The 17,790-nt window shown below is 56.9% G+C and carries 21 protein-coding genes; 3 read left to right on the forward strand and 18 right to left on the reverse strand.

Translation table 11 applies throughout. The features are described 5' to 3' along the window. The 14 genes from pal to FHL16_RS16230 form a co-directional block, all read right to left on the reverse strand. Nucleotides 1-498 carry a peptidoglycan-associated lipoprotein Pal gene (gene pal, locus FHL16_RS16165; RefSeq protein ID WP_003178634.1) on the reverse strand — a complete coding sequence of 166 codons (498 nt, stop codon included), beginning with the start codon at nucleotides 496-498 and terminating at the stop codon, nucleotides 1-3. 52 nt (nucleotides 499-550) lie between these two features. Further along, nucleotides 551-1,819 (reverse strand): Tol-Pal system beta propeller repeat protein TolB, encoded by a 1,269-nt coding sequence (gene tolB / locus FHL16_RS16170; RefSeq protein ID WP_187699818.1) that lies wholly within the window; start codon nucleotides 1,817-1,819, stop codon nucleotides 551-553. A gap of 29 nt (nucleotides 1,820-1,848) precedes the next feature. Then, nucleotides 1,849-2,928: a cell envelope integrity protein TolA gene (tolA, locus tag FHL16_RS16175; protein ID WP_010457470.1), complete on the reverse strand. Its 1,080-nt coding sequence runs from the start codon at nucleotides 2,926-2,928 to the stop codon at nucleotides 1,849-1,851. Continuing rightward, entirely contained in the window at nucleotides 2,928-3,380 is a 453-nt protein-coding gene (tolR, locus tag FHL16_RS16180) for a protein TolR (protein WP_161807482.1), read from the reverse strand. The genes tolA and tolR overlap by 1 nt, the downstream gene beginning before the upstream one ends. Before the next feature lie 23 nt (nucleotides 3,381-3,403). Further along, complete coding sequence (tolQ, locus tag FHL16_RS16185) at nucleotides 3,404-4,099, reverse strand: protein TolQ (protein ID WP_008147369.1); 696 nt, start codon at nucleotides 4,097-4,099, stop codon at nucleotides 3,404-3,406. After that, a complete protein-coding gene (gene ybgC / locus FHL16_RS16190) occupies nucleotides 4,089-4,556 on the reverse strand; it encodes a tol-pal system-associated acyl-CoA thioesterase (protein WP_010457477.1) in 468 nt (155 codons plus the stop codon). The genes tolQ and ybgC overlap by 11 nt, the downstream gene beginning before the upstream one ends. A gap of 126 nt (nucleotides 4,557-4,682) precedes the next feature. Then, on the reverse strand, nucleotides 4,683-5,744 hold the full coding sequence (gene ruvB / locus FHL16_RS16195; RefSeq protein ID WP_008147374.1) for a Holliday junction branch migration DNA helicase RuvB: 1,062 nt from the start codon (nucleotides 5,742-5,744) through the stop codon (nucleotides 4,683-4,685). After that, nucleotides 5,745-6,359, reverse strand: coding sequence for a Holliday junction branch migration protein RuvA (ruvA, locus tag FHL16_RS16200; protein ID WP_077748709.1), 615 nt, complete (start codon nucleotides 6,357-6,359; stop codon nucleotides 5,745-5,747). It abuts the gene before it with no gap. Between the two features lie 115 nt (nucleotides 6,360-6,474). Continuing rightward, nucleotides 6,475-6,999, reverse strand: a complete 525-nt coding sequence (gene ruvC, locus FHL16_RS16205) for a crossover junction endodeoxyribonuclease RuvC (RefSeq protein ID WP_008147379.1) — start codon at nucleotides 6,997-6,999, stop codon at nucleotides 6,475-6,477. Between the two features lie 126 nt (nucleotides 7,000-7,125). Then, a complete protein-coding gene (locus FHL16_RS16210; RefSeq protein WP_008072427.1) occupies nucleotides 7,126-7,872 on the reverse strand; it encodes a YebC/PmpR family DNA-binding transcriptional regulator in 747 nt (248 codons plus the stop codon). 120 nt (nucleotides 7,873-7,992) lie between these two features. Further along, nucleotides 7,993-9,768 (reverse strand): aspartate--tRNA ligase, encoded by a 1,776-nt coding sequence (gene aspS, locus FHL16_RS16215; protein WP_042932630.1) that lies wholly within the window; start codon nucleotides 9,766-9,768, stop codon nucleotides 7,993-7,995. 94 nt (nucleotides 9,769-9,862) lie between these two features. After that, entirely contained in the window at nucleotides 9,863-10,084 is a 222-nt protein-coding gene (locus FHL16_RS16220; protein ID WP_010457489.1) for an FmdB family zinc ribbon protein, read from the reverse strand. A 135-nt stretch (nucleotides 10,085-10,219) separates the two neighbouring features. Then, complete coding sequence (locus FHL16_RS16225; protein WP_010457491.1) at nucleotides 10,220-10,558, reverse strand: ribbon-helix-helix domain-containing protein; 339 nt, start codon at nucleotides 10,556-10,558, stop codon at nucleotides 10,220-10,222. Nucleotides 10,559-10,822: 264 nt separating this feature from the next. Next, the gene (locus FHL16_RS16230; protein WP_010457493.1) at nucleotides 10,823-11,293 is read right to left on the reverse strand and encodes a Dps family protein; all 471 of its coding nucleotides are present in this window, start codon (nucleotides 11,291-11,293) and stop codon (nucleotides 10,823-10,825) included. A 307-nt stretch (nucleotides 11,294-11,600) separates the two neighbouring features. Between FHL16_RS16230 and FHL16_RS34715 the strand changes: the two genes are divergently transcribed. Then, on the forward strand, nucleotides 11,601-12,203 hold the full coding sequence (locus FHL16_RS34715; RefSeq protein WP_010457494.1) for a cold-shock protein: 603 nt from the start codon (nucleotides 11,601-11,603) through the stop codon (nucleotides 12,201-12,203). Nucleotides 12,204-12,263: 60 nt separating this feature from the next. Here FHL16_RS34715 and FHL16_RS16240 read toward each other — a convergent pair whose 3' ends face one another. Both FHL16_RS16240 and FHL16_RS16245 read right to left on the reverse strand, forming a co-directional pair. Continuing rightward, nucleotides 12,264-12,470, reverse strand: coding sequence for a SlyX family protein (locus FHL16_RS16240; protein WP_010457497.1), 207 nt, complete (start codon nucleotides 12,468-12,470; stop codon nucleotides 12,264-12,266). Between the two features lie 3 nt (nucleotides 12,471-12,473). Continuing rightward, nucleotides 12,474-12,899 (reverse strand): HIT domain-containing protein, encoded by a 426-nt coding sequence (locus FHL16_RS16245; RefSeq protein ID WP_042933027.1) that lies wholly within the window; start codon nucleotides 12,897-12,899, stop codon nucleotides 12,474-12,476. Nucleotides 12,900-13,773: 874 nt separating this feature from the next. Here FHL16_RS16245 and FHL16_RS16250 point away from each other — a divergent pair. Next, nucleotides 13,774-15,042 carry an OprD family porin gene (locus FHL16_RS16250; protein WP_010457501.1) on the forward strand — a complete coding sequence of 423 codons (1,269 nt, stop codon included), beginning with the start codon at nucleotides 13,774-13,776 and terminating at the stop codon, nucleotides 15,040-15,042. 167 nt (nucleotides 15,043-15,209) lie between these two features. On the opposite strand, the gene FHL16_RS16255 is transcribed toward FHL16_RS16250, so the two are convergent. Together FHL16_RS16255 and FHL16_RS16260 are read right to left on the reverse strand one after the other, a co-directional pair. After that, nucleotides 15,210-16,052, reverse strand: coding sequence for a mechanosensitive ion channel family protein (locus FHL16_RS16255; protein WP_010457503.1), 843 nt, complete (start codon nucleotides 16,050-16,052; stop codon nucleotides 15,210-15,212). Between the two features lie 153 nt (nucleotides 16,053-16,205). Beyond that, complete coding sequence (locus FHL16_RS16260) at nucleotides 16,206-16,691, reverse strand: YajQ family cyclic di-GMP-binding protein (RefSeq protein ID WP_007906601.1); 486 nt, start codon at nucleotides 16,689-16,691, stop codon at nucleotides 16,206-16,208. Between the two features lie 139 nt (nucleotides 16,692-16,830). Between FHL16_RS16260 and FHL16_RS16265 the strand changes: the two genes are divergently transcribed. Next, entirely contained in the window at nucleotides 16,831-17,748 is a 918-nt protein-coding gene (locus FHL16_RS16265) for a putative 2-dehydropantoate 2-reductase (protein ID WP_077748710.1), read from the forward strand. Nucleotides 17,749-17,790 lie beyond the last annotated feature (42 nt).

Genomic DNA, 17,790 nt, shown 5'->3' on the forward strand with positions numbered 1-17,790 from the left:
TTACTTACGCAGTTCGACGCGACGGTTTTGAGCCCAGGACTGCTCGTCGTTGCCGGTAGCAACTGGACGCTCTTCGCCGTAGGAAACCAGTTCCAGCTGAGCTGGGGAAACACCTTGCAGTACCAGGTAACGCTGAACGGCTTTCGCACGACGCTCGCCCAGTGCCATGTTGTACTCACGAGTACCACGTTCGTCGGTGTTGCCTTCCAGAACAACGCGAGCGCCGTTTGCTTTCAGGTCTTTGGCGTGAACGTCCAGAGCGCGCATGGCTTCTGGCTTCAGGTCCGAGCTGTCGTATTCGAAGTAGAAGGTAGTGATTGCGCGCAGAGCAGCTTCTTCGCTCAGGGAGCCATCAACGGCACCAGTGTTAGCGCCGTAACCAGCGTTTGGATCAACAGCGCCTTCACCGGCATTGTCGCCGCCTTTGGACGAGCAACCTACAGCTACAGCCATGGCCAGAGCCAGCGCAGCAAATTTACCAAACTTCAGCATTTCCATCGTGAAACTCCTAATGAACCCCAGTGTGTTAAGTAAAACGTGTAGCGCCGCGTCAGTTCAGGTAAGGGGACCAGGAAGGTTCTCTGACTTCGCCTTGTGCGGTAGGAAGCGGGAGCCTTACGCGTCCATTAATGGACACGAGCATCAAGACTCCCCGGCCCTGCTGGCGGGTGGCGTAGATTACCATGGTGCCGTTGGGCGCAACAGTAGGCGACTCGTCCAGAGTGCTATCAGTGAGGATCTTTACACTACCGCGCTGCAAATCCTGGGCCGCCACCTTGAAATTAGTGAAGCCATCCTGGCGGTGAATCATCACCAGGGTCTTTTCATCAGCCGAAAGTTTAGGGTTGGCGTTGTAGTTACCAATAAAGGTCACGCGTTCCGCACCGCCACCACCGACGCTGGTTTTGTAGATCTGTGGCTTGCCGCCACGGTCGGAGGTGAAGTAGATGGTCGAACCATCCTTGCCCCAGAACGGTTCGGTGTTGATGCCGGGACCATTGGTGACGCGAGAGATCTGACGCGAGCCCAGGTTCATCACGTAGATGTCCGGGTTACCGTCTTTCGAGAGTACGAATGCCAGGCGATTGCCATCCGGCGACCAGGCAGGCGCGCCATTGAGGCCTTCGAAGTTGGTGATCTGCTCACGGCGACCGGTGTCGATGTTCTGCATGAAGATACGCGGACGCTTCTGCTCGAACGAAACGTAAGCGATGCGCTTGCCGTCCGGTGCGAAACGCGGCGACAGGATCGGCTCGCGCGATTGCAGCAGAGTCACGGCGCGGGCACCGTCATAGTCCGAGCGTTGCAGCGTGTAGCGCGTGTTCTTCTCGGAGAAACGTTCGGCCGTCACGTACAGCAGGCGTGTCGAGAACGCACCTTTGATACCGGTGAGTTTTTCGAACGACTGATCGGCGATGTAGTGCGCCATGTCACGCAGTTGATCGACGCTGCCCGACACGCTGCCGGTCAGCACTTGCTGTTCGGTGGCGACGTTGAACAGAGCGTATTGAACCTGCAGGCGACCGCCCGCTGGAACGATGCTGCCGACCATAATGTACTGAGCGTTGATCGCCTTCCAGTCACGGAAAATGATTTCGCTGGCCTGGCTCGGCTGGCTGATCATGTTCTGCTTTGGAATCGGCGCGTAGTAACCCGAGTTGCGCAGGTCGTTGCCGATGATTTCGGCCATGTCATCCGGCAGCACGGTGCCGCCCTGGAAACCGAATGGCACTACGGCAATTGGAGTTGCCTGGGAGCTACCACTGCTGACCAGGATATTTTTTTCATCTGCGGTGGCCAGTCCTGCAAAGCAGAACATGACGACAAGCAGTCCTCGAAGAAGGTTTCTCACAAGGCTAGATCCTCAGGTGTGAATGTCATCTTGAATGAACGATAGGGTGCGAAATCAGCTGGCTTCAGACCCTGCATTTCGGTCAATCGACCAATATTTTTTACCGCCGCTACCGCTGAACTGTCGAACGGTACATCACCGCTGGACTTGGCAACCGATACGCCGGAGATTGTTCCATCAGGCAGCATGTTGATTTGCAGAATCACTTTCATGCCCTTGCGGGCCGACGGTGGCTGCGCCCAACCTTCGGAAGCACGCGAGCGAATCAAATCGTCGAAGTTACCCGCGACTTCATCACCCGTTTCATCCGCCAAGGCCTGCTGACGCTCCGTCGTGTCGGAAAGCAGATCGGCCAGGGCCTGAGCTTTTTTCTCATCGACGGATTTACGCGCCGCTTCCTGCGATTTTTTCTTCGCAGCATCGGCAGCAGCTTTCTTCTTCGCGTCTTCGGCGACTTTCTTCTTCGCCTCTTCAGCTTCGGATTTCTTCTTGGCGTCTTCCGCGGCTTTCTTCTTCGCGTCTTCGACAATCTTTTTCTTGGCTTCTTCAGCGGCCGCTTTCTTGGCCTCTTCTTCAGCCGCTTTCTTGGCTTCTTCTTCAGATTTCTTCTTGGCTATATCAGCCAATTGTTTCTCTTCGGCCTTTTTGGCTTCGGCGGTCTTCTTCGCTTCATCGGCTTTCTTGGCTTCATCAGCCTTTTTTGCCTCTTCCGCTTTCTTGGTCTCGTCGGCCTTCTTGGATTCTTCGGCTTTTTGAGCCGCATCTTCCTTCTTTTGTTCCGCGGCCTTGATCGCTTCCTGTTCGATCTTTTTCTGTTCCATCTGTTCGACTTCGGTCTGACGCGCGGCGGATTTCTTCGCCTCACCCGCAATCTTCTGATTGGTCTGGGTGGTCGCCTGACTTTTCGATTTCAGTTGGTACAAGGTCGCCTGGACAATCGGCTTGGCCGGCGGCAACTCCGGTGTGAAGGCGAAACTGACGAACAGCATGCCGAACACCAGCACGTGCAAGACAATCGCCAGGACACTAGGCCAGAAGTAGCTTTCCGAGGCGGACGGCTCTCGCATTTGCTGCATCAGGGTGCCTCGGTAATCAAGCCAACATTACCGACCCCGGCTTTCTGCAACCCGCCCATGGCGCCCATCACGGAACCGTAATCGACGGTCTTGTCACCGCGGATGAACACCTGGGTGCGCTTGCCGCCTTCAGTACCGGCGCGAATGATCTTGGTAACCGCGTCAGTCATCTGCGGCAAGGTCATGGCCTTGTCCTGTTGCTTTTCAGTGTCGACTTCGCTGCCAAGGTTCCAGTAGTAGGTCTTGTCAGCCTTGATCGAAATGGTCAGGACCTGGGTGTTGTTGTCCTGCGGCAAGGCTTCGCTGGAAACCTTGGGCAGATCAACTTTCACGCCCTGATTGAGCATCGGAGCGGTCACCATGAAGATGACCAGCAGCACCAGCATCACGTCGATGTAAGGCACCACGTTCATCTCGGCAACCGGCTTGCGCTTTTTGCGAGCTCGAGCGATTAAAGCCATTGGAAATTACCTGCTTATTCTTCGCTGGTGTGCACTTTGCGGTGCAGGATCGCCTGGAATTCATCGGCGAAGGTGTAGTAACGGCCCAGCAGGGTTTCACTGCGAGCAGCGAAACGGTTGTAAGCGATAACGGCCGGGATGGCTGCGAACAGGCCGATCGCGGTAGCAATCAGTGCTTCGGCGATACCCGGAGCCACGGTGGCCAGGGTCGCTTGCTGGGCAGTGGCCAGGCCACGGAAGGAGTTCATGATCCCCCAGACCGTACCGAACAGACCGATGTACGGGCTGACGGAACCGACGGTAGCGAGGAACGGCAGGCTCTGTTCGAGCTTTTCTTCTTCGCGGGAAATGGCGACGCGCATGGCACGGGCCACGCCTTCCATGACCGCTTCCGGGTCAACGCCTGGCTGCTGACGCAGACGGGAGAATTCCTTGAAACCGGCACGGAAGATCTGCTCGACGCCCGAATCCGGGTCCGGGTTGCTACCGGCCTGACGGTAGAGTTTGGACAGGTCGATGCCGGACCAGAAGCGCTCTTCAAAGCTCTCCAGGGCACGTCGACCAGCGCGCAGCAGGTTGCTGCGCTGAAAGATCATGATCCATGAGGTCACCGATGCGGCTACCAGGATCAGCATTACCAGTTGCACCACGATACTGGCATTGCTGACCAGGCTCCACATGGAGGAATGGTCGACGACGTTAGCTTCCACGCTTTATCTCCTGCTTTGAGTGTGTACCCGCGCCGCTCACGTCGGCAAAGGCCGCACGTAGAGCTTCGGGAATGGCCCGGGGTTTTAAACTTTCAGTGCGCACACAGGCCACCAGAAACTGCCCTTCGCAGAGCAGCGCATTATCCGTGGCTCGCCTGACCTGCTGTTTGAAGCGCAGGCTGACACGGTTCAATTCGATTACTTCAGCGCTTACCAGAAGTTCGTCGTCCAGTCGCGCCGGCGCGTGATAACGCGCTTCGCTGGAATGCACGACAAACAACAGGTCCTCTCCTGCCAGCTGGGACTGGGCAAAGCCCAGATCCCGGAGCCGCTCGGTTCGAGCCCGTTCCATAAACTTGAGGTAATTGACGTAATACACGATGCCGCCCGCATCGGTGTCCTCGTAATAAACGCGACAACGAAGTGCGAAAGGCTCAAGCCCGTTTTGCGCGCGCATACTCTAGTGCTTACTCCTCAGGTTGCCAATCCGGCCAGGCAACTGTTTTTCATTGATTCGCGGCTTTCTGGCAAAAGCACGGTCCTAGGACCGCGCAAATCCCGAATAAATCGGCCCGAAAGGTGATTAATCGTCTACCGCATCGAGGAACTCGTCTACAACGGGCATCTCGCCCAATCGTGACGGAATGTTTAAACCGAAGTGCAGATACGCGTGCCGAGTGACCACTCGCCCCCGCGGCGTGCGCATGATGTAGCCCTGCTGGATCAAATATGGCTCCAGCACGTCTTCAATGGTGTGACGCTCTTCGCTGATCGCCGCGGCCAGACTGTCCACACCCACCGGCCCACCGTCGAACTTCTCGATCATGGTCAACAGCAGGCGCCGGTCCTGGTGATCGAAGCCACGCTCGTCGACGTCCAGCAGGTTCAAGGCCAGGTCGGCGATCGGTTTGGTGATGTGGCCCTTGGCACGCACTTCGGCGAAATCCCGAACCCTGCGCAACAAACGGTTGGCGATCCGCGGCGTGCCACGGGCACGACGGGCGATCTCAAAGGCGCCCTCCGGGTCCAGCGGCAAGCCGAGGATGTTCGCCGAACGACTGACAATCGTCGCCAGGTCGGCGGTGTTGTAGAACTCCAGGCGCTGGACGATGCCAAAGCGGTCGCGTAACGGGTTGGTCAGCATGCCGGCCCGCGTCGTCGCCCCCACCAGGGTGAACGGCGGCAGATCCAGTTTGATCGAGCGCGCAGCCGGCCCTTCACCAATCATGATGTCGAGCTGGAAATCTTCCATGGCCGGGTACAGCACTTCCTCGACGATCGGTGAGAGCCGATGGATTTCATCGATAAACAGCACGTCGTGGGGTTCAAGGTTGGTCAACAGCGCCGCCAGATCACCCGGGCGCTCAAGCACCGGGCCCGAAGTGCTCTTGATCGACACGCCCATTTCCTGGGCGATGATGTTGGCCAGGGTGGTTTTACCCAGACCCGGCGGGCCGAAAATCAGCGTGTGGTCCAGGGACTCGTTACGCCCGCGTGCGGCCTGGATGAACAACTCCATTTGCTCGCGAACGGTCGGCTGGCCAATGTACTCGGCCAGGCTGACGGGGCGAATCGCCCGGTCCTGGACTTCCTCGCGGTCGCGAGGGCCGGGCGTGGCGGCAATCAGACGATCAGCTTCAATCACTTAGATCATTCCCTTCAGGGCACGACGAATCATGTCTTCACTGCTCAAACCTTTCTCCTTGATCGCGGAAATCGCCTTGCTGGCTTCCTGCGGCTTGTAGCCCAGGGATATCAGCGCGCTGACCGCGTCATTTTCGGCGGTGGCAACCGGCGCCACATCAGGCCCGCCCGGCTGGTTCGGCACCAAGGCGAACATCGCCGGCACGGTTTCCCAAGCCTTGAAGCGGTCCTTGAGTTCCACCAGTAAACGCTCGGCCGTCTTTTTGCCCACGCCCGGCACCTTGGTCAGCGCCGAGGTGTCCTGGGATTGCACGCAACGGACCAGTTCATCCACTTCCAGGCTCGACATCAATGCCAGGGCCAATTTCGGCCCCACACCATTGAGACGGATCAACTCGCGAAAAAAGTCTCGCTCACGCTTGCCGAAGAAGCCATAGAGTAACTGCGCGTCTTCACGTACGACCAAATGGGTGTGCAAGGTCAGTGGTTCACCGACCGACGGCAAGCGATAGAGCGTGGTCATGGGCACTTCCAGCTCATACCCCAGACCGTTTACATCCAGAATCAGGTGCGGCGGCTGTTTCTCAGCCAGTGTGCCGCGCAAGCGTCCAATCACGTTTCAGATCCTTGAGCGTTGGCCAGATCAATGACTGGCGACTGACAGAACAAGGGGTTTGCGCCGACAACACAGGCGCAAAACCCTCATTCGCTAAAAATGATTGCTGATGCTATCAGAGACGCAGGCGCCCGCCACGACTGCGTGCCGTTCCCAGGCCATGGGGCAACAGGCTGGAACGGGTATGCGCGTGGCAAATGGCAATGGCCAGGGCATCCGAAGCATCGATTTGCGGCTTGCTGGTCAATTTCAGCATGTGCATGACCATCATCTGCACTTGCTCTTTATTGGCGGCACCGGTGCCGGTCACTGCTTGTTTGACCTGGGTTGCGGTGTACTCAGCGATTTCCAGGCTTTCTTCGGCACCCGCCACGATCGCTGCGCCCCGGGCCTGACCAAGCTTGAGGGCAGAGTCGGCATTGCGCGCCATAAAGACTTTTTCGATGCCCATGGTCACCGGGCCGTAGGTCTGGATGACTTCACGCACACCGCGATAAACGATTTGCAGACGCTCATGCAGTTCGCCGGACCCGGTGCGAATGCAGCCCGACGCCACATACACGCAACCACGCCCGGTATCGCGTACCACGCCATAACCGGTGATGCGCGAACCGGGGTCGATACCAAGAATTAAAGTCATAACGCCTGCAGCTCAAAAATGATGCCTGCCGGCAATTGCTTGCTCGGCGTAAAGGCAGAAGCCGGACATGCCTGGCGGTAAAACATCACCGCCTGCACTTCCGGCTTCAAGAGTATTGCAGATCAATCAACCCAGCTGTGCGGCCACCGACTCTGGAATATCCGCGTTGGAGTAGACGTTCTGCACGTCATCCAGGTCTTCAAGCATGTCGATCAGCTTGAGCACCTTCTCGGCGCCTTCCAGGTCCAGTTCAGCGCTGGTGGTCGGCAGCATCACGATTTCCGCATCATCACCTTTGAAACCTGCCGCTTCCAGCGCGTTACGCACGGAGTAGAAGCCGGCGAACGAGGTGAACACGTCAATCGAACCGTCTTCATGGGTGACCACGTCATCGGCGTCAGCTTCCATGGCCGCTTCCATCAGCGCGTCTTCATCGACACCTGGCGCGAAGGAAATCTGCCCCTTGCGCTCAAACAGATAAGCCACCGAACCGTCAGTCCCCAGGTTGCCACCGCACTTGCTGAACGCATGGCGAACAGCAGCTGCGGTGCGGTTACGGTTATCGGTCATGCACTCGACCATCACCGCCACGCCACCCGGGCCGTAGCCTTCGTAGGTCAGTTCGACCATGTCGTCGGTATCGGCTGCACCGGCACCGCGGGCGACTGCGCGATCAATGATGTCGCGACTCATGTTCGCACCAAGCGCCTTGTCCAGCGCCAGGCGCAGGCGCGGGTTGGAACCCGGATCACCGCCGCCCTGACGGGCCGCAACGGTCAGCTCACGAATCCACTTGGTGAAAATCTTGCCCTTCTTGGCATCCTGACGTTCTTTGCGGTGCTTGATGTTCGCCCACTTGGAATGACCCGCCATATCTCGCTCCGAATTTCTCTTTGAAACATCGCCCGCCGCGCACGTTGTGTCGGCCAGCAACAAAAAATCTCGACCTAAAGAAAAGGCGCATCCCGGAAGGATGCGCCTTTGCGGTCAGCTTTACTCAGCCTTTGGTGTTTCGCGCAGACGAATGTGCAGTTCGCGCAATGCCTTGGCATCTACAGCACCCGGTGCCTGAGTCATGACGTCAGCCGCGCTCTGGGTTTTCGGGAAAGCGATCACTTCACGAATCGACTGGGCGCCGGTCATCAACATGACCAGACGGTCCAGGCCGAAAGCCAGGCCACCGTGCGGCGGCGCGCCGTATTTCAGGGCATCGAGCAGGAAGCCGAACTTCTCTTCCTGTTCCGCTTCATTGATACCCAACAGGCGGAACACGGTCTGCTGCATTTCCTTGCGGTGGATACGGATCGAACCGCCACCCAGCTCGGTGCCGTTCAGAACCATGTCGTAGGCACGGGACAGAGCGATCGCCGGGTTGGCTTCCAGTTCTTCCGGGGTGCACTTCGGCGCGGTGAACGGGTGGTGCAACGCGGTGAAGCTGCCGTCGTCGTTCTCTTCGAACATCGGGAAGTCGACAACCCACATCGGCGCCCACTTGCAGGTCAGCAGGTCCAGGTCGTTGCCGACCTTGATCCGCAGCGCGCCCAGGGCTTCGCTGACGATCTTGGCTTTGTCGGCGCCGAAGAACACGATGTCGCCATCGACCGCGCCAACACGATCGAGGATCACGTTGAGGTTGGCTTCAGGGATGTTCTTGACGATTGGCGACTGCAGGCCTTCAACACCTTTGGCGCGCTCGTTGACCTTGATGTACGCCAGGCCCTTGGCACCGTAGATGCCGACGAACTTGGTGTAGTCGTCGATCTGCTTGCGCGGCATGCTCGCAGCGCCTGGAACGCGCAGGGCGGCAATACGGCACTTCGGGTCGTTGGCCGGGCCGCTGAACACCTTGAAGTCGACGTCTTTCAGCTGGTCTTCAACGTCAACCAGTTCCAGCGGGTTGCGCAGGTCAGGCTTGTCGGAACCGTAACGACGCATGGCTTCTTCGAAGGTCATGTGCGGGAAGTCGCCGAACTCCAGGTCCAGCACTTCCTTGAACAGGTTGCGGATCATTTGTTCGGTGATGGCCATGATCTCTTTTTCATCGAGGAAGCTGGTCTCGATGTCGATCTGGGTGAATTCCGGCTGACGGTCGGCGCGCAGGTCTTCGTCGCGGAAGCACTTGGCAATCTGGTAGTAACGGTCGAAGCCGGCGACCATCAACAGTTGTTTGAACAGCTGCGGCGATTGCGGCAAGGCGAAGAAGCTACCGGCGTGGGTACGGCTCGGCACCAGGTAGTCGCGAGCGCCTTCTGGCGTGGCACGGGTCAGGATCGGCGTCTCGACGTCGAGGAAGCCGTTTTCGTCGAGGAAGCGACGGATGCTGGTGGTCATGCGCGAACGCAGACGCAGCTTCTCGAGCATTTCCGGGCGACGCAGGTCGAGGAAGCGATAGCGCAGGCGGGTTTCTTCACCGACATCGGAGAACTCGTTCAGCGGGAACGGCGGGGTTTCCGACTCGTTCAGCACTTCCAGTTCATAGCCCAGCACTTCGATCATGCCCGACGCCATGTTGGCGTTGGTGGCACCTGCCGGACGCAGGCGAACCTTGCCGGTGATCTTCACGACGTATTCGCTGCGCACGCGATCGGCGGCGGCGAAGCTCTCGGCGCGGTCCGGGTCGAACACCACCTGGGCCAGACCATCACGATCACGAATATCGAGGAAAATCACCCCACCGTGGTCACGGCGACGGTGCACCCATCCGCAAAGGGTAATTTCCTGGCCTTCCAGGGCTTCGTTCAGTTGGCCGCAATAATGGCTGCGCATCATGGTAGTGGTTTCACTTCTCGTAATCGAAATTCGGTTGGAGGCCTTGCAGGTGTTGCAAGAGCTCGCGCGTGTCGTTCAACTCAGGTTCCAGACCTTAGTCAGCTTTGTCGCCGCCGGCCAGATTCTTCTTGGAACCGGTCTTGAAATCGGTTTCGTACCAGCCGGTGCCGCTCAGGCGGAAGCCCGGCATGGACAGCATCTTTTTAAGCTCTGGCGCCTGGCAGGCAGGGCAGTCGACCAGCGGTGCTGCGCTGATCTTTTGAATGGCTTCCAACTGATGACCACAGGAAGCACATTGATAGTCGTACATCGGCATGGGGGTTGTCTCGGCGATCAGATTGCTACCGCGCACGCTGGGTTTTGCGGCAAAGAGCGGGATTATATCCATTAAATGCAGCCTGTGCAGCCGTAAGACTGCACAGACTGACACTCTGTCCGATCACCTGCATGGCTAGGGCATTGCGACGCTGCCCCCTTCTTTCAGGCTGTGCACGACGCAGACAACCCGCACCAGCCCGGTAAAGTTCTTGACCCCGCCATGACGCAAGTGCACTTCGCGATCCACATGGGACAGCAGCGCACTGACCGTACAACAATTGACCTTGGCCATATCGCCCAGAATATCCCAGTACACCTGCTCAAGCCGCAAGCAGGTGGCAAAGCCGTTCAACCGCACCGACCGGGATAAAGGCCGGGCCAGCCCCATATCAAATTCGCTGACAAATGGATCAATCCTTATCTCCTTGACCGGACTGACCCTCCCCTCGCTTCGCCTGTCTTCGTAATCCATATCGTTGACACTCCTTTGTCATCCTTGCCTTCTGTAAGAGCACTCTCCGTGGCCCTATAAAAGCGCAGGCGCAAAGGTATATCCAGATGACTTTATGACCATCGACGTAGGATAAGCCAACAACTGAAGGGCGATCATGGAGAGCGTCCTAGGCCGGCTATTTTCCTACGCCGCCAGACGATTTTTAACGAGCTTAAAAGCGATTTGAAGAAGGCAAAAGACCGCGAATAACACCCGACGGGCGTCATTCGCGTAGTGACGATATTACTGATCCAGCAGAGACCGCAGCATCCATGCGGTTTTTTCGTGGACTTGCATGCGCTGGGTCAGCAGGTCAGCCGTCGGCTCGTCGCTGACTTTTTCCAGCAGCGGAAAGATTCCGCGGGCGGTACGGGTGACCGCCTCTTGCCCATCGACAAGCTGCTTGATCATGTCTTCAGCGCTCGGCACACCGGCTTCTTCTTTAATAGAAGACAGCCGCTCATAAATCGAATAGGCGCCGGGGGCAGGAAACCCGAGGGCGCGAATGCGCTCGGCAATCGAATCGACGGCCAGGGCCAACTCGTTGTATTGCTCCTCGAACATCAGGTGCAGGGTCCGAAACATGGGACCGGTGACGTTCCAATGAAAGTTATGAGTTTTCAAATACAGCACATAAGTGTCCGACAGCAGACGCGAAAGCCCGTCAACGATGGACTTGCGGTCCTCTTCACTGATACCGATATCGATTGCCATGTTTTTCCCCTAAAGGTGATGAGTTCATCCAACAGGTGCAGGACCACTCTAGCAAGCCTGCCACCCCCTCGCCGCCCGGGATTGCACAATAACCTGCGACAAATCGCCCCGCGAAGCACCGCTGGACTGCCTGATTTGAGTAGCTGCAGGCTTTGCTGTTAAATAGACCGTGTGTCGCGACCGCCTATTTTTCGGGGGCTGCGCATAGGCTGGTACCGGGTACGTGTCCAACGCCTCTTATTGTTCTGAAGCGAACCGTGCTCCATCAGCTCTTCCTTGTGATCCGTCTTAACGTGAGTTAATCAAAATGTTGAAAATCGTCCACCTGCTAATGGGCGCAGCAGCTTTGCTGCTGTCCTTCATCCCTAGCCTGCAACCCGAAGCTGCTCCTTACCTGCAACAACCCGCTGCGCTGTACCTGGCCTTTTTCGGCCTGCTTAACCTGACCCTCGCTCCGGTTATCCCTTACTGGAACAAAGGTCCTCGTCACCAACTGCAAAACCTGGTCAGCGCCCTGCTGGTCCTGGCCGTCGTCCTGCAAACCCTGACGTTGCTCGCGCCGATGCCTGTCATCGCCGGTCAACCTGCCGTCCTGTTCAGCCTGGTGGCTGCACTGATCGCCGTTCTCCTGCACCTGGCTATCAGCTTCTACAAATCCTCGCCGGCCGCCGCCTCGCCAAGCTACGACATGAGCAACCGCGATACCGGCACCGTCAAGTGGTTCAACACCTCCAAAGGCTTCGGCTTTATTTCCCGTGATTCCGGCGATGATATTTTCGTGCATTTCCGGGCCATTCGTGGCGAAGGTCACCGTGTTCTGGTTGAAGGCCAGCGCGTGGAGTTCTCTGTCATGAATCGTGACAAAGGGCTGCAAGCCGAAGATGTGATCGCTGCATTGCCGCGTCGCTGATTCAAGGCTAAAAAAACCGCGAGCAGCTGAGCTGTTCGCGGTTTTTTATTGCCTGCGGTTTCAATAATGAGGCGGTGGTGCTTCTTCCTCGAAGGTTTCGAACTGCCCGGCCATTTCTTCCTGGCGCTTGAGCAATGCAGCCATCTGCAATTGCAGGCGTTCAACGGCGCGCTGCTGCGTTGCCAGCACATCACTCAATGACTGGATGGTGTCATCCTGAAACGCCAGTTGGCTCTCCAGATCGGTAACGCGATCTTCCAGGCTCATGATTCAACCCTCCAGAAACGTGAAATGTTCGGTTAACAGCAGACGCAGGCGCTCGCGAATGGCCGCAATTTGCGCTGCGCTGTAAGGCACGGCCGGGTGTTTGCCCCAGACCGGGGCTGGCCAGGCGGCGTCCTCACGCTTGCGCACAATGACATGCATGTGCAACTGACTGACGACATTACCCAGCGCCGCGACATTCAGCTTGTCGGCGTCGAACGAATCCTTGAGCAGTTCCGCCAGCGCGGTCGTTTCCTGCCACAGCTGCTGTTGATCTGCGACACCTAACTGAAATATCTCACTGATATCTTCACGGCGTGGCACCAGGATGAACCAGGGGTAGTTCGAATCATTGGATAACAGCAACCGGCAAAGCGGGAAATCGCCAATCGGTAGCGTGTCTTGTTGAAGTCGTGGATCTAAAGCGAACACCGCGCGCACTCCCGCCAGGTCATCATTTTCAGCTTAGCGCCCATCCTGACAGGCTGCGCACCAAGCGACAGGACGCCAGCATACCCGTGAACGCCACTGCCTTCACGCCGCACGAGCGCCCCTAAATGGCCCTTTTTTGCTCACGGCGCACCATTACAGAACCGCAGACCACGCCAAAAATGCTGAAATGACTGATAACCAATGAAAAGTTCCAGATGAGTCCGTTACCGCACTGTTTGATATCAGCACAGTGATTAAGATTTTTTGCACCAAAACCGCACAGTGCGTCTACGCTGAGTGCGTCAGCATCCGAGAATTACTCAACGAGGGGTGAACCGGTAACATTTTTCGTTGTCACGCTTTCCGTTTCAGTGGTGCAACACCATGCAATGCACGGCGTCAAGCGTACAAAAAACACGCTTGAAGCCCCCGGTTTCATGAGGTTTTTATAGCGACAGGCAGGTTTCCAGAAAAAAACAGCTACAGAATTCTGGTTTGTGCACGCTTGTTGCATTCACACCCACATAGCTTTGGAAGCCTCCGCTGGAAGTGGAAGCCTCAAGGCCAATAAAAATAGCGGCAGGGTTGCCCAATGGAGATTCAAACGTTTCACCAGGGACTCTTTTTAGCGATGCACAAGCCTTGGAAAACAACGTTAAAGTTGCCAATCCGCTTGCGTCGAGGCAGTAAATTTGCGACATCTACCAAGCTGTTTGCGACAGGGTCGTAAAGAAGCTGAAAGGTTAGATACGCAAGTATCGCCAACATGGTCGGCGTGATATAAGTTTGCGCCGACACAAAAAGAAAGAGCCGCCCAGATAATAAAACAGGTGGGACGGCAGTACTCTTCTAAAAACCAAAGGAGCAAATCACGATGCGCGTGATGAAGTGGAGCATGATCGCACTGGCTGTTTCGGCTAGTACCTCGCAGTTCGCAATGGCGTCTTCTCAAGAGGAATCCAAGGGCTTTTTTGAAGATCAGAGCCTGAATGTCAAAAGTCGCATGCTGTACATGAACCGCGATTTCAAGAACGGTGCCTCCAACAACCAAAGCACCGCAAATAAACAACGTATCACAGGCTACCGCGAAGAAACCGGCCTGGGCGTCCAAGCTGTTTATGAGTCGGGCTTCACCCAAGGTACTGTTGGTTTCGGTTTAGACGCCTTGGCCAATGGCATGATCAAACTGGACAGCGGTCCAGGCCGCACCGGTAACGGCATGTTCGGCAAGGACAGTGATGGCACGCCAGAAGACACCCAATCCAACGCTGGCGGCGCAGTTAAATTCCGCTTGTCCGACACTGTTCTGAAATACGGTAACCAATACGTTGCCAGCCCTGTCTTCTCTACTGACGACAGCCGTTTGCTGCCAGAAGTTGCTACCGGTACTTTGATCACCAGCAAAGAAATCAAAGGCCTTGAATTGAGTGCTGGTCATTTCACCGCGATGCGGGCGCAGAACCAAATGGGGCGCGATAGCCTTGGTCTGAAAGCCGCAGATATTGCCGGTGCAACCTACCAGTTCACCGACAATTTTGTTGCCGGCGTAGCTGCTTCCGATGTTGACGACCATTTCAAGAAGCAATACATCAACGCCAACTACACCCTGCCGATCAACGAAGATCAGTCCCTGAACTTCGACTTCAACGGCTATCGCTCCAAGAGCCAGGGTCAAGAGCTGAGCGGTGACGTTGACAACCGCATCTGGTCCCTCGCAGCGGCCTATAGCCTTGGCGCACATAAATTCACCTTGGCTCACCAGCGTTCGACCGGTGACACCGGTTATGTTTACGGCGTTGACGGCGGCGGTACTATCTTCCTCTCCAACTCCGTTCAATACTCCGACTTTAACGGTCAAGACGAGCGCTCCTGGCAGGCTCGCTATGACCTGAACATGAAGAGCTACGGCGTTCCTGGCTTGAGCTTCATGACTCGTTACATCCGTGGCGACAACATCACCACCGGTGACACTGAGTCCAAAGAACACGAATGGGACTTCGAGACCAAGTATGTTCTGCAAAGCGGCCCAGCCAAGGACCTGTCTTTCCGCGTACGTAACGCGGTCTATCGTGCAAACTCCGCATACGATAGCGACAAAGTTGACACCCGTCTGATCATTGAATATCCGCTGAGCATCTTGTAATTCAGCGCTAATTCGACAGCTACACAGCACGGCAACAAAAAAAAACGCTCACCTGAATCAGGTGAGCGTTTTTTTGTGCCTGGTTTCCATACCGTCTTTTGATTGTTGCCAGTTCGATAGCAACCTAACAGTACAATACTGACAACCTCCAAGTGACAACGAAGACGTTATTGCGGCACAGTCTCCTGAACCACACGAATAACCCGCTGTGGAAACGGAATATCGATACCCGCCGCTTTCAAACGATCACGGGACTGTTCATTGAACATGAACATCACATCCCAGTAATCCGCGGTCTTCACCCAAACACGCAGCGAAACAGTAATCGAACTGTCTCCCAGGGTCGAAATAACGGCTTGTGGTGCAGGTTCTGCCAGGATGCGTTCATCTTTGGCCAAATCCAGCAACACTTCACGGGCCTTCTGCAAGTCCGCTTCGTAGTCCACGCCCACATCAAATACAACTTTGCGGGTTGGCTGACGATTTGTATTGGTAATGATACCGTTCGACAAGTTGCCGTTAGGCACAATGATGGTCTTGTTATCGCCAGTGCGCAGTACGGTGTGGAAAATCTGGATACTGTCGACCGTACCGGCAACGCCTTGGGCTTCGATCCAGTCACCAATGCGGAACGGACGGAACAACAGAATCAGCACGCCGCCGGCAAAGTTTGCCAGGCTGCCCTGCAAGGCCAGACCGATGGCCAGACCCGCCGCACCAATGGCCGCCACGAACGAAGTGGTTTCCACGCCGATCATTGATGCCACGCTGACTACCAGCAAAACCTTGAGAATAATGTTCGCCAGACTGCTGATGAAACCTTGCAGCGCGAGGTCGGCATTACGCAACGCCAGCAGGCCGCCAAGCTTTTGCGCCACCTTGCTGATCAACCACCATCCGACTGCCAGCGTAATGACTGCCAGCAGCACGCGGCTGCCGTACTCCATGATCATCGGGATCCAGGCTTGGGATGCCTTGACCAGGTTGTCCACTTCGGTATTCAAATCCATCTACTTTCTCCTGGGTTAAGCACAATCCGGGTGGGAGCGACGGTGCGGCGATCCGACCTGCTCGCGAAGAGGGCAGATCAGTCGACATCACCAATGAATGACCCACCGCTTTCGCGAGCAGGCTCGCTCCCACAGGGTTCCCGCATTGCTAGGTCAGTCGCGGAAGTTGTTGAACTGCAGCGGCATATCGAAAGTCTTGGCACGCAGAGCTGCAATCGCCTCCTGCAAATCATCACGTTTCTTACCGGTGATGCGCACTTGCTCGCCCTGAATGGCGGCCTGAACCTTGAGCTTGGCGTCCTTGACGTGAGCGACGATTTTCTTCGCCAGCTCTTTGTCGATGCCCTCCTTGAGGACGGCTTCCTGTTTCATCAGCTTGCCCGACGCGTAGGCATCCTTGACTTCAAGGCACTGCACGTCGATCTTGCGCTTGACCAGGGCCAGCTTGAGGATCTCGATCATCGCCTCGAGCTGGAAGTCAGCCTCGGCGGTCAGGTTGACGGTCAGGTCCTTTTCCTTGAATTCAAAGGTGCCCTTGCCTTTCAGGTCATAACGGCGATCGAGTTCCTTGACGGCGTTCTCGACCGCGTTGGTGACTTCGTGTTTGTCCAGTTCGGATACCACGTCGAACGACGGCATGTAATCTCTCCAATAAAAGGCGCGCTCGATAGCGATGGCGCGCGCTTGGCTTGCGGTTAAAATCGGGCTCATTATAACGGGTCTTTTCCAACCGATACTGCGAGCCTCACATGCCTGTGCCAAACCGAGCAAAAAGCTGATGTCCACCACCTGGCATGTATTGGGCGCCGGCAGCCTCGGCACCTTGTGGGCCACCCGCCTGGCGCGGGCCGGGGTGCCGGTCCGGTTGATCCTGCGCGATGAGCAACGCTTGCAGGCTTATCAGGCGGCCGGAGGGCTGACGCTGGTGGAACACGGCGAAGCCAGCACCTATGACATCCCCGGTGAAACACCCCACGGCAACGAGCCGATCCACCGTCTGCTGGTGGCGTGCAAAGCCTACGATGCCGAAAAGGCCGTGGCGCAACTGGCGCCGCGCCTGGCGCCTGATGCCGAACTGATCCTGTTGCAGAACGGCCTCGGCAGCCAGGACGCCGTCGCCGCGCAGGCTCCCCAAGCGCGTTGTGTATGCGCCTCAAGCACCGAAGGCGCGTTTCGCGATGGCGACTGGCGTGTGGTGTTCGCCGGTCACGGCTACACCTGGCTGGGGGATGCCGGTCATCCGGTCGCGCCGATCTGGCTGGACGACTTGACTGCCGCCGGTATTCCTCACGAATGGAGCACCGACATTCTCACGAGGCTGTGGCGCAAACTGGCGCTCAACTGTGCGATCAATCCGCTGACCGTGCTGCACGATTGCCGCAACGGCGGCTTGCAGGAACACCATTGCGAAGTCGCCACCCTTTGCGTCGAACTGACCGACTTGCTGGAACGCTGCGGTCAGCCGGCAGCCGCCGAGGACCTGCAACAGGAAGTCGAACGGGTGATCCATGCCACCGCGGCCAATTACTCCTCGATGCACCAGGACGTCGCAAGCCAGCGCCGAACCGAAATCAGCTATCTGCTGGGCCATGTCTGCAAAGTGGCCTCGCGGCACCAGTTGAACCTGCCCCACCTCAATCAATTACAGCAGCGGCTGATTGCCCATCTTCAAAGCCTTGGATTGCCCAGCGACTGAGCAGCGGCTACGCTGGCCACTTGTTCCTTTTCAGCGATGAAC

Source organism: Pseudomonas sp. FSL W5-0299, from assembly GCF_005930655.1.
Classification (GTDB): domain Bacteria; phylum Pseudomonadota; class Gammaproteobacteria; order Pseudomonadales; family Pseudomonadaceae; genus Aquipseudomonas; species Aquipseudomonas mandelii.

Excerpts from the sequence above, each read along its gene's own strand:
- pal (WP_003178634.1), bottom strand. The coding sequence starts at position 498 with ATGGAAATGCTGAAGTTTGGTAAATTTGCTGCGCTGGCTCTGGCCATG.
- tolB (WP_187699818.1), bottom strand. The coding sequence starts at position 1,819 with ATGTTCTGCTTTGCAGGACTGGCCACCGCAGATGAAAAAAATATCCTG.
- tolA (WP_010457470.1), bottom strand. The coding sequence starts at position 2,928 with ATGCAGCAAATGCGAGAGCCGTCCGCCTCGGAAAGCTACTTCTGGCCT.
- ybgC (WP_010457477.1), bottom strand. The coding sequence starts at position 4,556 with ATGCGCGCGCAAAACGGGCTTGAGCCTTTCGCACTTCGTTGTCGCGTT.
- ruvC (WP_008147379.1), bottom strand. The coding sequence starts at position 6,999 with ATGACTTTAATTCTTGGTATCGACCCCGGTTCGCGCATCACCGGTTAT.
- FHL16_RS16210 (WP_008072427.1), bottom strand. The coding sequence starts at position 7,872 with ATGGCGGGTCATTCCAAGTGGGCGAACATCAAGCACCGCAAAGAACGT.
- aspS (WP_042932630.1), bottom strand. The coding sequence starts at position 9,768 with ATGATGCGCAGCCATTATTGCGGCCAACTGAACGAAGCCCTGGAAGGC.
- FHL16_RS16220 (WP_010457489.1), bottom strand. The coding sequence starts at position 10,084 with ATGCCGATGTACGACTATCAATGTGCTTCCTGTGGTCATCAGTTGGAA.
- FHL16_RS16225 (WP_010457491.1), bottom strand. The coding sequence starts at position 10,558 with ATGGATTACGAAGACAGGCGAAGCGAGGGGAGGGTCAGTCCGGTCAAG.
- FHL16_RS16230 (WP_010457493.1), bottom strand. The coding sequence starts at position 11,293 with ATGGCAATCGATATCGGTATCAGTGAAGAGGACCGCAAGTCCATCGTT.
- FHL16_RS34715 (WP_010457494.1), top strand. The coding sequence starts at position 11,601 with ATGTTGAAAATCGTCCACCTGCTAATGGGCGCAGCAGCTTTGCTGCTG.
- FHL16_RS16240 (WP_010457497.1), bottom strand. The coding sequence starts at position 12,470 with ATGAGCCTGGAAGATCGCGTTACCGATCTGGAGAGCCAACTGGCGTTT.
- FHL16_RS16250 (WP_010457501.1), top strand. The coding sequence starts at position 13,774 with ATGCGCGTGATGAAGTGGAGCATGATCGCACTGGCTGTTTCGGCTAGT.
- FHL16_RS16255 (WP_010457503.1), bottom strand. The coding sequence starts at position 16,052 with ATGGATTTGAATACCGAAGTGGACAACCTGGTCAAGGCATCCCAAGCC.
- FHL16_RS16260 (WP_007906601.1), bottom strand. The coding sequence starts at position 16,691 with ATGCCGTCGTTCGACGTGGTATCCGAACTGGACAAACACGAAGTCACC.
- FHL16_RS16265 (WP_077748710.1), top strand. The coding sequence starts at position 16,831 with ATGTCCACCACCTGGCATGTATTGGGCGCCGGCAGCCTCGGCACCTTG.